Annotated in this window: 13 protein-coding genes; 9 read left to right on the top strand and 4 right to left on the bottom strand. The window is 61.7% G+C overall.

All coding sequences use genetic code 11. From position 1 onward, the window contains the following. Window positions 1-2: 2 nt before the first annotated feature. The 9 genes from fliJ to fliR all read left to right on the top strand — a co-directional run bounded on the left by fliJ (window position 3) and on the right by fliR (window position 6,350). Window positions 3-455: a flagellar export protein FliJ gene (gene fliJ, locus LOL23_RS14620; RefSeq protein WP_160975668.1), complete on the top strand. Its 453-nt coding sequence runs from the start codon at window positions 3-5 to the stop codon at window positions 453-455. An 11-nt stretch (window positions 456-466) separates the two neighbouring features. Then, complete coding sequence (locus tag LOL23_RS14615) at window positions 467-1,846, top strand: flagellar hook-length control protein FliK (protein ID WP_237173797.1); 1,380 nt, start codon at window positions 467-469, stop codon at window positions 1,844-1,846. Window positions 1,847-2,042: 196 nt separating this feature from the next. Beyond that, window positions 2,043-2,537, top strand: a complete 495-nt coding sequence (locus LOL23_RS14610) for a flagellar basal body-associated FliL family protein (RefSeq protein ID WP_160975664.1) — start codon at window positions 2,043-2,045, stop codon at window positions 2,535-2,537. Beyond that, the gene (gene fliM / locus LOL23_RS14605; protein ID WP_160975662.1) at window positions 2,538-3,548 is read left to right on the top strand and encodes a flagellar motor switch protein FliM; all 1,011 of its coding nucleotides are present in this window, start codon (window positions 2,538-2,540) and stop codon (window positions 3,546-3,548) included. Then, entirely contained in the window at window positions 3,545-4,057 is a 513-nt protein-coding gene (gene fliN, locus LOL23_RS14600) for a flagellar motor switch protein FliN (RefSeq protein WP_160975660.1), read from the top strand. The genes fliM and fliN overlap by 4 nt, the downstream gene beginning before the upstream one ends. 15 nt (window positions 4,058-4,072) lie before the next feature. Further along, entirely contained in the window at window positions 4,073-4,453 is a 381-nt protein-coding gene (fliO, locus tag LOL23_RS14595) for a flagellar biosynthetic protein FliO (RefSeq protein WP_160975658.1), read from the top strand. Next, window positions 4,453-5,265: a flagellar type III secretion system pore protein FliP gene (gene fliP / locus LOL23_RS14590; protein WP_160975656.1), complete on the top strand. Its 813-nt coding sequence runs from the start codon at window positions 4,453-4,455 to the stop codon at window positions 5,263-5,265. Before fliO ends, fliP begins: the two co-directional genes overlap by 1 nt. A 13-nt stretch (window positions 5,266-5,278) precedes the next feature. Beyond that, window positions 5,279-5,548, top strand: coding sequence for a flagellar biosynthesis protein FliQ (gene fliQ, locus LOL23_RS14585; RefSeq protein ID WP_237173796.1), 270 nt, complete (start codon window positions 5,279-5,281; stop codon window positions 5,546-5,548). Between the two features lie 13 nt (window positions 5,549-5,561). Beyond that, window positions 5,562-6,350 carry a flagellar biosynthetic protein FliR gene (fliR, locus tag LOL23_RS14580; RefSeq protein ID WP_237173795.1) on the top strand — a complete coding sequence of 263 codons (789 nt, stop codon included), beginning with the start codon at window positions 5,562-5,564 and terminating at the stop codon, window positions 6,348-6,350. A 71-nt stretch (window positions 6,351-6,421) separates the two neighbouring features. On the opposite strand, the gene LOL23_RS19025 is transcribed toward fliR, so the two are convergent. The 4 genes from LOL23_RS19025 to flgK form a co-directional block, all read right to left on the bottom strand. Next, on the bottom strand, window positions 6,422-8,140 hold the full coding sequence (locus tag LOL23_RS19025; RefSeq protein ID WP_160975650.1) for a methyl-accepting chemotaxis protein: 1,719 nt from the start codon (window positions 8,138-8,140) through the stop codon (window positions 6,422-6,424). A gap of 97 nt (window positions 8,141-8,237) precedes the next feature. Continuing rightward, window positions 8,238-9,701 (bottom strand): methyl-accepting chemotaxis protein, encoded by a 1,464-nt coding sequence (locus LOL23_RS14565; protein WP_160975648.1) that lies wholly within the window; start codon window positions 9,699-9,701, stop codon window positions 8,238-8,240. A 2-nt stretch (window positions 9,702-9,703) separates the two neighbouring features. Continuing rightward, window positions 9,704-10,939: a flagellar hook-associated protein FlgL gene (gene flgL, locus LOL23_RS14560; RefSeq protein WP_160975646.1), complete on the bottom strand. Its 1,236-nt coding sequence runs from the start codon at window positions 10,937-10,939 to the stop codon at window positions 9,704-9,706. Between the two features lie 67 nt (window positions 10,940-11,006). Further along, a complete protein-coding gene (flgK, locus tag LOL23_RS14555) occupies window positions 11,007-12,647 on the bottom strand; it encodes a flagellar hook-associated protein FlgK (RefSeq protein ID WP_160975644.1) in 1,641 nt (546 codons plus the stop codon). Window positions 12,648-12,734 lie beyond the last annotated feature (87 nt).

The raw sequence follows: 12,734 nt of genomic DNA, 5'->3' as shown, positions 1-12,734 counted from the left end.
ACATGGCTGAACGCGCATCACTGAAAACGCTGATCGATCTTGCCCAGGAAGGGCTGGAAGGGGCTGGGCGCCATCTACGCGGCCTGATGGACGAACGGCGCAGCGCCGAACAGCAGCTTTCGATGCTGCAGGGCTACCGCATGGATTACGTTGAACGCCTGCAGCGGGCCGGCGAGTTGGGCATTTCAGCATCGAACTATCAGAATTTCAACCGCTTTATTGCCACTTTGGATCAAGCAATCATGCAGCAGAATAAGGTGCTCGCGCAGCTGGATATCCAGGTGAATACCGGCCGCGAGCATTGGCGCGACCAGAAGAAGCGCCTGAATTCATTTGAAGCGTTGGAGTCGCGGCACCAGCAACAGTTGCAGCACCGGGAGAACCGGGCCGAACAGCGTCGCTACGACGAGCACTCGGCCATCCTGTACCGTCGCCGCCAACAACAAAACCATTGATCGACGCCGCCATGAATATACCGCCCCTGTCAGCCGCCAGCCGCACCGAAACAAGCCCTCCGCCCGCATCGATGCCCGACGGCGACCGCGGATTCACGCAGATCCTGGCTGGGCACCAGCAGGCGGCGCCACGGCAGGTAAACGCCCAGTCTCCTGCCTCTCGACCCCGCGACACGCAATCGGAAAAACCCCAGGACGCCGCCGCCATCGACACGGTTGAAGGCACCGCCGACGCGGCCGGCCAGGCCACCGAGCCAGACCTCGGCGCGGCTCACGACGACCAAGACGACGGCACAGAAGGCTTGCCCGCCCTGGCTCTGGATATCGCGCTGCAGGCAGCAATGCTTCAGCAAGGCATGCGAGCCGGCCGTGAGGCTGCGCCCACCAATACGGCTGGCGTCGATGCCACAGCCACTGCGGGCACACACACCGTTCCGGTGCAAAGCAGCCTGCATGCGGCGGCAACGCCGTCAGGCGCGCGCCCTGAAGAAGCCCTTCTCGCCGCGCCAGCGGCGACAAGCTTCAGTAGCGCAGCAACGCTCGCAACCAACGAAAGCGGCTTGCGCGCCGCCGCGCTGCCGGCACACGCTATCGGCACCGCCGCGCAACTGCCCGGCAATCATCCCGGTACACGCCTCACATCCGTCCAGGGTCGTCTGATCCAGACCGATGGCGCCTTTCGAGCCGTGCGCGCCATGCAGGCGCGCCTGAACGATACCGCGCCCGATACCAGCCGCCCTACGTTCGCCAACCCGCAGCAGGCACTGGCTGCGTTTACCGCCAGCCAAACAGGAGATGCCCTGCTTAGCGCCGCGACCATAGAGGCTGCCGATGCCGCCGCCGGGCATGCCAGCCAACTGCAAGGGCTGTTGCCGCCCGGCCTGAACCTCACCGCCGCAGGCTTGCCTCAGCCAGCATCCGCGCTCCTGTATGGCGCAAGCGGTCAGGTTGCCGCACCGCTGCAGAGCGCGCAATGGCCCATGGAGTTTGGCCGCCAGTTTGTCGCTCTCGCCCAAGGTGCCGACACGCAGCCGCACACTGCCGAGCTGCGGCTTGATCCGCCCGAACTCGGCCCTCTGCGCATCATCCTGAACGTAAGCGATAGCGTTGCGCACGCCAGCTTTGTTTCTGCGCATGCCAGCGTACGCAACGCTGTCGAACAAGCACTGCCTCAACTGCAGCAGTTGCTCTCGCAGGCTGGTCTGTCGCTCGGACAGGCCAACGTCAGCGACCACGGCCAAGCTGGTCAAGGGTTTGAGCAGGCCGCGCAACAAGCGAAGGCCAACCGCCAGGCGTCCGAGGTCAAGGCTGACACCACCACGTCCGCGGACACCCACGTGCGGCCAACGCGCCAGCCTGCCACCGATAAGTTGGTGGATACCTTCGCCTGATGCAATATGCGAGCCACAGTCTGAATCTCGAAAGCTATCACCGATTACTGACCTTATTCGCCTGCATTGGTGGCGCAGCCATGCTGCACAATGATACTTGTGTAATAACGTAGCGACGTGTACATCCGCCTTCGGGCCCACCTTGCCGCGAGCATGATGCCCAATCATCCAACCCGTAACTCCTGTCGATCGCGACATGCCCAAGAAAGAACCCAGTAAATCCGCGAAATTCGCCAGGTCGCTTCTGGCCATGCTTTTCATCGTTGCAATCAGTGTCGGCGTCACGGTTCTGGTTCTTGATTATTTCGGCCTAGGCAAAGGCGGCTCAGTAGAGGCCGCGACTGCCGAATCCGCTGCAACAACCGCTCCCCTCGCAACGCCTATATTCGCGCCGCTCGATCCGTTTACCGTCACGCTGGACAATAGCCATCGCAGTCGCGTGCTTTATGTCGCCATCACGCTGCGGTTGGAAGATCAGGCGTCGGCGGGCATTGTCCGAACGTACATGCCTGAAACCCGCGATCGCACGCTCAGGCTGCTGGCACTGCAAGATCCCGAAAAAATCCAGACGCCCGAAGGACGTGCCAGCCTGGTCAGCCAGTTAAAGCAGGTGCTCAGCGCACCCTACTCCCCGCAGCCCAACGGCCCCCGCATCCGCGATGTGCTGTTTACTGCTTTCGTGGTCCAGTAAATGTCCTACCAAAGCAGCATGCTGTCGCAAGACGAAGTCGATGCCCTGCTTGCCGGGGTAACCGGCGAAAGCCAGCCTAAAACGCCGGCTGACAGTGCCAATGTGGGCGGTGTACGCCCTTACGACCTGACGTCTCCTGATCGCGTCGTGCGGCACCGCATGCAAACGCTCGAGCTCATCAACGAGCGATTTGCACGCAGGCTGCGCAGCACTCTGCTTTCTTTCATGCGCCGTAATGCCGATATCACAGTCGGCGCCATCCGCATCCAGAAGTATTCCGATTTCGAACGCAACCTTCCGGTGCCCAGCAATCTGAATATGGTAGCCATGAAGCCGCTTCGCGGTGTGTCCCTGTTCACGTTCGATCCCAACCTGGTCTTTCTCGTCATCGACAGTATGTTCGGTGGAAATGGCCGCTACAGCATGCGCGTGGAAGGCCGGGATTTCACCACTACCGAACAACGCATCATCCGGCGCCTGCTCAACCTCACGCTGGAAAGCTACGCCGAAGCCTGGGAGCAGGTGCATCCGATACAGTTCGAATACATACGCTCGGAGATGCACACCAAGTTTGCGAGCATCACGAGCAGCAATGAAATCGTCGTCACCACCTCGTTCAATATTGAGCTGGGGGCCACGGGGGGCAACCTGAACATCTGCATGCCCTACTCGATGATCGAACCCTTGCGCGACCTGCTCACGCGCCCGCTTCAGGACGCGAACGCGGGCGACATTGACCAGCGCTGGACGCAACAATTGTCGCGCCAGGTGCGCAGCGCCGACGTCGAGTTGGTGGCGGAGTTTGCCCAGATCCATACCAGCGTGCGCGAACTGCTCCAGCTTCAGGTCGGCGACATCCTTCCTATCGAGCCATCGCCAACCGTGCAGGCGCACGTGGGCGGCGTGCCAGTCCTCGAATGCGGCTACGGTACTTTCAACGGACGCTACGCCCTGCGCGTCAAACGCATTCTGGCCAACTCTGAAACCGAACTCAACGAGCCTCAACAATGACCGACCAATCCAAGGACACCCCGCAGGGCAGCCAGCCGGCCGACAATAGCGCCGACGACTGGGCCGCCGCATTCGCTGAACAGCAGGCCGGCACCAGCACCACTCAGGCCGATGGACTGGGCACCGACGACTGGGCCAGCGCACTGGCCGAACAAACCGCGGCCACAGCTGCACCTGCCACGCCGACGCCAGCGGTGGAGCCCGTATTCAAACCGCTCGCCAACGCCGATGTGGAAGGCAACAGCGACATCGACATGATCATGGATATCCCCGTGCAACTGTCGGTGGAGCTTGGCCGCACGCGCCTTACCATCAAGAACATCCTGCAATTGGGGCAAGGCTCAGTGGTCGAACTCGATGGTTTGGCCGGCGAGCCCATGGATATCTTCGTCAACGGCTACCTTATCGCCCAGGGCGAGGTGGTCGTCGTAGACGACAAGTATGGCATCCGCGTGACAGATATTGTCACGCCGTCCGACCGCATTAGCCGCCTGAACAGCCGCCGCTGAGCGGCGACCTACAACATGACCGATATCTCCATTCTGCGGCTGATCGGCAGCCTGACACTGATTGTCGCGCTGATCCTGGCAGTTGCCTGGGCATGCCGCAAGACGGGGCTCCTGCGGGGCGCCGGCGGCGAGCAGATACGCCTGATCGCCAGTCGCAGCCTGGGCGCGCGCCAGTCGCTCGCCATCATTGAGGTCGAGCAGACACGTCTCGTGATCGGAGTCGGCCCGCAGCAGCTCTCGCTGCTGCATGTACTGCCCCCGCGATCCGCACCGGATGCGGCGTGGCAATCGGATGCCGGCGAAGACGCCGCCCGCTCTTACACAACTGCCGCAAGGCAGCCATTTGCCACCGCGCGCTTCTCGGCCGCGCTTGCGCGGGCGCTCGGGAAGCAATAATGCCCGCAGCAGCCACCTGCCGCAGCTACGCCTTCAAGCCGAGCCGCACCGCCCGCGCGGGCCGCAGCCTTGCCTGTGCTATCGCCATCATACTGTTTGCCGCAGCGTTCTGGCCGCTGCAGAGCGCGGCCCAGTTGGCGCTGCCCTCCATCACATCCACCCCCAATGCCGGCGGCGGGGCAACCTGGTCGCTCAGCATCCAGACCCTGGTCATGCTGACGATGATGTCCTTTCTGCCGGCAATGTTGATGATGATGACGGGTTTTACACGCATCATCATCGTGCTGGGGCTGCTGCGCAACGCCATGGGCACCGGCACCGCGCCGCCAAACTCCGTGCTGATCGGCATTGCGTTGTTCCTCACCTTCTTCGCGATGTCGCCGGTGTTCGACCGCATCTACGCCGACGCCTACCAGCCACTCGCCGCCAACAGCATCTCCTTCCAGGAAGCCCTGGATCGGGGCGCAAAACCGCTGCATGCCTTCATGTTGCGCCAGACGCGCGAGGCCGATCTTTCGCTGTTCGCCAATATGGCGGGCATTACCGAATTGCGGGCCCCCGAAGACACGCCGCTGCGCGTACTGGTGCCGGCCTTTGTCACCAGCGAGCTCAAGACCGCGTTCCAGATCGGTTTCACCATTTTTATCCCCTTTTTGATCATCGACCTGGTCGTCGCCAGTGTGCTGATGGCGCTGGGGATGATGATGGTGCCGCCGGTCACTATCTCCCTGCCATTCAAGCTGATGCTGTTCGTGCTAGCGGATGGCTGGCACCTGTTGCTGGGCTCGCTGGCCCGTAGCTTCTACCAATAGTGAGTGCTGAACCATGACCGCCGAAACCGTCATGTCCATGACCTATCAGGCCATGAAGCTCGCACTGATCATGGCGGGCCCCCTACTGCTGGTCACCTTGCTCGTGGGGCTGGTCATCAGCATCTTCCAGGCCGCTACGCAGATCAACGAGATGACGCTGTCATTCATTCCTAAGCTGCTGGCCGTAGGCGCCGCCCTCGTGCTGCTGGGGCCCTGGCTGATCAGCAATATGGTGGACTACATGCAGGCATTGCTGACGCAGATCCCGGGGCTGGTCTCCTGATAAGGCCGCACCCATGCTCGACGTCAACATCGACCAGCTTTACGCCTGGATCAACGCTTTTCTGTGGCCGTTCTTCCGCATCATGGCGCTGGCGGGCGCCGCACCCGTGCTGGGCGAGTCCTCGATCCCCACGCGCGTCAAAGTGGGCTTGTCGGCACTGCTGGCACTGGCCATTGCACCTGCCCTCGATCCGCTTCCACAAGTTCCGACGGCATCCATCTCGGCCTTATGGCTGGCCATTCAGCAAGTATTGATCGGCCTGGCGCTAGGCCTGGTCATGCGCATTACGTTTGCAGCGGTGCAGACAGCAGGCGAATTCGTCGGTTTGCAGATGGGCCTTTCATTTGCGTCGTTTTTCGACCCAGGCACAGGCGCCAACACAGCAGTCCTGTCGCGCATCATGAATGTAATGGCCACGCTTTTGTTCCTGGCGCTCAATGGCCATTTACTGATGCTTGGTACGGTGCTGCGCACCTTTGATGTGCTGCCTATCGCGCCCGGCGCGCTGGATGTCAATGGCTGGGGCGTGCTGCTGGAATGGAGCAGCCAAGTGCTGGTGTCCGGCATGCTGCTGGCGCTGCCGCTCATCATCATCTTGCTGACAATCAATCTTGCACTTGGCATCCTGAACCGCACCGCTCAGCAGCTTTCTGTATTTGCAGTTGGCTTTCCGATCAGCCTGCTGACAGGCCTGGTATTGCTGACCATCGTCCTGCCGCAGTCCTCCCCATTTCTGGCCCATCTCTTCGAGCAGGGCTACAGCACCATGGCAAAATTGGCCAACGCGCTGGCTACACGTTGAAGCCACCTGATAGCCGCGTACGCGGCTATCAGGCACGATGAGAGGTGCGCAGCCACCCACCTCTTTCTGGCTTAGGTTGCCAGCGCCATACGAGCATCGGGTTCGCGCAGCGCAAGTTCCTTGTCCTGCATGTCGATCACTTCTCCGGGGCCAATCTTGAACACCGCCACCGCATCGCTCAGGCGCGTCGCCTGCTCCTGCAGCGACCCGGCCGCCGCAGCCGCCTCTTCCACCAGCGATGCGTTCTGCTGCACCACGCCATCCATCTCGGCCACCGCCTGATTCACTTGCTCGATCCCTTCGGACTGCTCGCGCGATGCCGAGGATATCTCGGCCATGATCGTGGTCACCCCTTGGACCGAACCCACCACCTCGCGCATGATCTCGCCCGCTTCGCCCGCCTGGCGCGCGCCCGCCTGCACCTTCAACTGCGACTCCTCGATCAGCACCTTGATCTCCTTGGCCGCCTGCGCGCTGCGCTGGGCAAGCGAGCGAACCTCGCCCGCCACCACCGCAAAACCCTTGCCCTGCTCGCCGGCCCGCGCCGCTTCCACCGCCGCGTTCAGCGCCAAAATATTGGTCTGGAAGGCAATGCCATCGATCACCCCAACAATCTCGGCCATCTTGCCTGAGCTGGTCGAGATCTCGTTCATGGTCTGCACCACCTCCGACACCGCGCGACCGCCCCGTCCGGCAACCTCAGACGCGCTCTTGGCCAGCACATCGGCCTGATTCGCGTTATCGGTGTTCTGGCGCACCGTGCTGGACAACTGCTCCATGCTCGCCGCGGTTTCCTGCAACGAAGCCGCCTGCTGCTCGGTGCGGCTGCTCAGATCCGTGTTGCCCATGAAGATCTCGCGCGAGCCCAGCGTGATCTCTTCCACACCAGCGCGAACCGTGCTTACCGTGCGCGTCAGGCCTTCTTGCATGCGCCGCAGCGCTTCATACAGCAGTCCGATCTCGTTGCGAGCGCCCACCTCGATGCGTTCGGTCAGGTCGCCGTCGGCAATGCGATCAAAGTGGTGGCCCGCCTGCACCAGACGACGCACCACCACACGCCCGAAGACCATACGCATGGCAATCATCAGAATCAGACCGACTGCAAGCGCCGCGCCAATAGCGATTAGTGCGGTCTGGAAGCTTTGCTCCGCCTGTACATAGAGATCCTGATACACCTTGTTGATGTATGCCGCATATTGCTCGACCGCTTTCTCGAAGGCCTCACTACGCACCATCCCAAACTCGTTGTTGATGAAATAGAACGAGCTGTAGTCATTGCTCTGCAATGCCTGCACCATAGGCGTCACGCCGTCGTCGAGATACGGCTGGTAGGCACTGACAATGCGAGTTGTCAGGCGGCGAGCCTCGCCGCCTTCTGGTGCGTCCTTGCGAAACGCGTTATACACCTTGCCGATTTCATCCAGCTTCGCTTCGGCACCGGCAATCATCGCCGTAGCCTTTGCCCCCATTTCGCGGTCGTTCTTGCTGTGCGCCTGTTCCTGATAATTGGCTGCCACCAGCAGGGCCACGCGAACATCCATCATGGCTTGGCCAAGCGCGTGAATGCGCGCCGCACGGGTGCTCTGACGCTCCATGGCATTCATCTGGTCCAGGCTTTGGGACAGAAACCACGCGCCCATGCTGCCCACGCCGATCAACAATACCAGGAATGTTCCTAGTACCGCCATGAGCATTGTGCTGACCTTCGCGTCGCTGAACCGGAAAGGTTTGCGTTTCCCGCGCTTCTTGATTTTGCCCTGCGCGGTGGGCTGGGCTGGCGTATTCGACATAGTTGTACCTGTTCGATGTTTAGCTATAACAAGTGCGGCAACCGGGCCCAAAAAGGCCCGGCCCTCCTTGCCGCATAAGTGAAATGCAGCTCCCTGGTCAGAACTCGACCCAGTCCTCCTCCGCTGCCGTTGATTTGCCAGCCCGTCCGGCCGGTTTCATAACATACGACTGTTGGGCGGTCGGCGCCGTGCGTGTGTCGCTTGCTGTTGCGACCTTCCTGGCAGACGCGGCAGCAGCGCTAGCACGGGAAGCCCCTATACCCAGGGCGGCCGGACTCTTGGACGCGCGCGCCTCTTCAACCCCAGGCTGTGCGGCGGCCTTGCGTACAGGCATATCACGCATGGGCACGTCGCGGGTAGGCACGTCCCGCGCGGGCATATCGATGACTGGTTGCTCCTGCGTGCGGAACTCGAGCAGAGAACCGTTTACGCCAGTGACCTGCTCGCGCATGCCCGAGGCGGCGCCAACAACGCGCTGCACCAGCGCCGCATTCTGTTGAATCACCAGATCCATCTGCGACACAGCGCGATTGATCTGGTCGATACCCGTGGACTGTTCAGCCGTGGCAGCGGAGATTTCGCCCATGATATCGGTGACACGGGCAACCGAATTCACGATCTCATGCATTGTGGCGCCAGCACGTTCGACCTGCGCCGACCCTTCGGACACCTTGCGGACGGAATCCTCGATCAGCACTTTGATTTCTTTGGCTGCCTGCGCGCTGCGCTGTGCCAGTGCTCGTACCTCGGAAGCGACTACAGCGAAGCCCTTGCCCTGCTCGCCCGCGCGAGCGGCTTCGACCGCTGCATTAAGCGCCAGAATATTAGTCTGGAAGGCAATACTGTCGATTACACCGACAATATCGGAGATCTTGCGCGAACTGGCGGAGATGCCATCCATGGTCACCACGACTTCGCCGACCGATTCACCGCCACGCTGCGCCACGTCCGAAGCGGCCGACGCCAGTTGATTGGCCTGGCGCGCGTTGTCCGCGTTCTGGCGTACCGTGCTGGAAAGCTGTTCCATGCTGGCTGCTGTTTGCTGCAACGCTGCCGCCTGCTCTTCGGTGCGGCTGCTCAACTCGGTATTGCCGTCGACGATCTGCTGTGCGCCATCCTGCAGCTTATGCAAGCCGCGCCGCACACTTACCACAGAGCGGGCCAGGTTCTCCTGCAGTTGTCGGACGGCCTGGGACAAGGCGCCTATCTCGTTGCCGACCTCGACCTCCTCAGGTGCGGAAAGATCGCCACCCGCCAAGCGTTCGAACTGCATCGTTACCATATCCAGCGGACGCAGCACGCCGCGCACAACCAGTGCAGCGCCAAAGCCTGCCGCCAGTATGGCCAGCAGCAGCAGCAGGGGGAACGCAATGTCCAGCCATGCATAGCGCTCGGTAAACGCGGCAACAGGGGCCGCCGTCTCGCCCAGCGCCTGCACCAGTACGGCACCCGCCTGCGCGTGTGCATACCAGCCTGCGGCGACTGCCGCCGCCGCGGCTGCAAACACCACCAGCAACAACGCTGGCAGACTACTTCTGAGTTGCAGGTTCGAAACGCTCATTTTCAGCTCGATTTGATATTGAACAGGCTGGTTGCCTGGATCTTCTGGAAAGCCAACGACGCCGCTTCGAGTGCGGACAGACGCAGCTGGAGATTAGTGGAGGCCGCGTAATAATCCAGGTCTTCCAACCCGGACAACTGGGCGGTGTAACCCAGCGTACGCTGGCTGCCGTTGGCGTCGAGCGCGTCCAGCTCATTCAGGCGGGCGCCCACGGAAGCACGCACGGTGAGCACGTTGTTGTAAGAGACATCGACACGCTGGATGGTAGCCCCCAGGGCATTCTGGAACTGCGCCGTCTCGACGGCGTTATCCTGAACGTTGAGCTGAAGCGCGGCGATCATGCCTTCCAAGGTGTCAAATATATTGAGATCGGCGCCCGCACCTGCCGCCGGCTCGGCCACGAATGTGTCGCCAGCCTGTGGCGCGCCTGTCACCGAAATCTGGATGCCGCCCGGCAGCGAAACTCTGCCGCTGGCCGCGTCGTAAGCAATGCCGTTATATGTTTGGGTGGTGCCGTCAGGCGCAGTCACAATTACGTCAAAGGTCTGCGCAGCAGTGAAGGTAAGGCTGAACGTACTGCCGATACCCGTGCCAGCCGGGTTCTCAATGAGCGGCTTGCCGACTACACCCGTACCCCCGTTGGCAGCGCCCGCGCGCGTGAGATAGCTGCTGGTGCCGGGCGCTGCGCGGTTGAATACGTCGGTTCCCGTATCGCTGCCCGGAATCAGACGCGTTTGATCGGCCTGAATATTGCGCTGCAGGGCATCACCGTTGTAAACGACGCCTGCGCCGGTTTCTTGAAAAGGCTCTACTTCGCCGCGCGAACCCGAAAACAGGTATTGCCCGTTGCCGTCCGTGGCATTGGCCAGGCCAAGCAAGCTGGTGCGGGCATTGCGCAGCACATTGGCTAGCGTGGCGCGGTCTTCGTTGGACATGGTGCCATTACCGGCCTCGACCAGGCGCGTCTTGATGTCCTGCAGCAGCGTGGTAACCGATGAGAGCGTATTTTCTTCCACCCCCAGGTTCTGCTTGGCCACGGACCGGTTGTCCGCATAGCGTTGACTGAGCGACTTGGACTGGCTGAGATTGATGGCCTGCGCGGCGGCCAAGGGATCATCCGCTGGCGTGACCATACGCTTGCCGCTGCCCAGCTGCTTATACAGATGCACGACTTCGGACTGTTGCGAATTTATAGCGAACAGGCCGGTTTGATAAAACTGAGTAGAGCTGATGCGCATGATGGAAAACCCGTTAAACAATCATTGACGTAAGGCGCACGCGCTTATGGCGCGGACTGAATACGGCTTAGTTGCGCATACCCAGCAACGTGTCGAACAGCGTGCTGCTGACGTCGATCAGCCGCGCCGCTGCCTGGTACTGCTCCTGGTAACGCTGCAGGCTCACGTATTCTTCGTTCAGATTCACCCCCGACACTGCCTGCTGCGCGGCATAATTCTGCTCGATCAGGGTCTTCTGCGCTTTGGCTTCCGTGGTGTTCTGCTGAGTCAGCACGCCGACCTTGTTGACGATCTGCGAGAAGGCTTCGTTCAGGCTCATGGAGTTATTGCCCAGCAGCTTGCCGGTTTGCAGCCTGGCCATGGCCAGGGCGTTGTCGCCGTTGGCTGTGCCGGCACCGACTGCCGCTGCCGCGATAGTCGCCGGGTCGGTCAATGCCAGCGAGAAGCCCGCAGCAGCCGAGCGCGTGGGTTGCACCAGCCAGCTCTCGCCCACGGGGGTCGTGCTGTCAAAGGTAAACTCCACGCCATCCACGACACCTGTGTCGCCGGTAATGGCGGTCACCGTACCGCCCGGGACGCTGGTGACGGTAAAGCCGGTTGCGGTGCGCTCAATGGAGTAATCCTGGGCGGTCAGTTGATTGGCGCTGCTGAATACGGCTGTCAAGCCGCCCGTTCCGCTGTTGCCCTGCGCCGGAATGGGCGTAATGGGCCTCAGCGAGAAAAATACCTGGCCGGCCGTGCCGGATAGATCGACACCCTGTGCATGCTGCGCGTTAACCGCGGTGGCGACACCCACCGCCAACCGACCCAAGTCGTTCTGCACCGCATCAAGCGCTTCGCGCCGGTAAGCCACCAGCCCTCCCAGCTTGCCGCCCTGCACACGGTGCTCGGGCATTTCTACCTGTAGCGTGCCGCCACCTGTTGCGGGCACGCTATAGGCCACGATTACGCGGGCGGGATCCGCCTGGGACGGCTGGGCGCTGAGCGGGAATACCGTATCGCCCCCCAGCAGCAGTTGGCCATTGCCGATCGTGAGACTGATCACACCGTCCTGCTCGACGGCATTGACGCCCACAAGCTGCCCCAGCTCGGAAACAAGCTGGTCACGCTGGTCGAGCAAGTCGTTCGGCGCGTGATTCGACGCCGAAGCCTTGGCATTGACGATTTGCTGGTTCAGGTCGCGAATGCGCTCGGCGTAGCTATTGATCTGTGTGACCACCGTGGTGATCTGTGTATTGACGTTGTTGCGCTGTTCGTCGAGAAAAGCGTTAGTGTCGTTGATCTGGCTGGCCAAGCTGGCGGCCCGGCCCAACAGCTCCTGTCGCGCGGCGCTGTCGGCGGGAGCCGACGCCACAGCCTGGATACCGTCGAAAAACTTCTGCAGCGCGGGCGTGATGCCGACGGTACGATCGGCCAACAGGTTGTTGATCTGCGTGATCTCGTTGCCGTAGGCCGCGATGCGAGCGCCCTCAGTCTGCGCGCGCGTCAGTTGCCGGAACAGGAAGCCGTCGTAGGCGCGTTGCACCGTAACCGCCTGCACGCCCCGGCCGATATAGCCGGCAGCCGTGGCGGTAGCCCCCGCTGTGGAGACGAGTACCGATTGACGGTTATACCCCTCGGTTGCCGCGTTATTGATATTGTGGCCCACGGTCTGCAGGCGGTTTTGCGCGACATTTAGGCCGGACAGGCCAAGATTGGCTAAATTCATGGGGGCTTCAGCTCCAAACCGCGACAGACCTGGGCCCACCGCGCGTTAAATCATTACATGAGGCTTTACGGCACATCGGGCCTGGAA

Origin of the sequence: Paracandidimonas lactea (assembly GCF_021653995.1) — a bacterium.
GTDB lineage: Bacteria > Pseudomonadota > Gammaproteobacteria > Burkholderiales > Burkholderiaceae_B > Allopusillimonas > Allopusillimonas lactea.
This window is presented reverse-complemented; position numbering and strand designations above follow the sequence as displayed.

What these genes read in the sequence shown, in the direction of transcription:
- LOL23_RS14610 (WP_160975664.1), top strand. Translation starts at nt 2,043, where the DNA reads ATGCCCAAGAAAGAACCCAGTAAATCCGCGAAATTCGCCAGGTCGCTT.
- fliJ (WP_160975668.1), top strand. Translation starts at nt 3, where the DNA reads ATGGCTGAACGCGCATCACTGAAAACGCTGATCGATCTTGCCCAGGAA.
- fliR (WP_237173795.1), top strand. Translation starts at nt 5,562, where the DNA reads ATGCTCGACGTCAACATCGACCAGCTTTACGCCTGGATCAACGCTTTT.
- fliP (WP_160975656.1), top strand. Translation starts at nt 4,453, where the DNA reads ATGCCCGCAGCAGCCACCTGCCGCAGCTACGCCTTCAAGCCGAGCCGC.
- fliM (WP_160975662.1), top strand. Translation starts at nt 2,538, where the DNA reads ATGTCCTACCAAAGCAGCATGCTGTCGCAAGACGAAGTCGATGCCCTG.
- fliN (WP_160975660.1), top strand. Translation starts at nt 3,545, where the DNA reads ATGACCGACCAATCCAAGGACACCCCGCAGGGCAGCCAGCCGGCCGAC.
- flgK (WP_160975644.1), bottom strand. Translation starts at nt 12,647, where the DNA reads ATGAATTTAGCCAATCTTGGCCTGTCCGGCCTAAATGTCGCGCAAAAC.
- LOL23_RS14565 (WP_160975648.1), bottom strand. Translation starts at nt 9,701, where the DNA reads ATGAGCGTTTCGAACCTGCAACTCAGAAGTAGTCTGCCAGCGTTGTTG.
- LOL23_RS19025 (WP_160975650.1), bottom strand. Translation starts at nt 8,140, where the DNA reads ATGTCGAATACGCCAGCCCAGCCCACCGCGCAGGGCAAAATCAAGAAG.
- fliQ (WP_237173796.1), top strand. Translation starts at nt 5,279, where the DNA reads ATGACCGCCGAAACCGTCATGTCCATGACCTATCAGGCCATGAAGCTC.
- fliO (WP_160975658.1), top strand. Translation starts at nt 4,073, where the DNA reads ATGACCGATATCTCCATTCTGCGGCTGATCGGCAGCCTGACACTGATT.
- flgL (WP_160975646.1), bottom strand. Translation starts at nt 10,939, where the DNA reads ATGCGCATCAGCTCTACTCAGTTTTATCAAACCGGCCTGTTCGCTATA.
- LOL23_RS14615 (WP_237173797.1), top strand. Translation starts at nt 467, where the DNA reads ATGAATATACCGCCCCTGTCAGCCGCCAGCCGCACCGAAACAAGCCCT.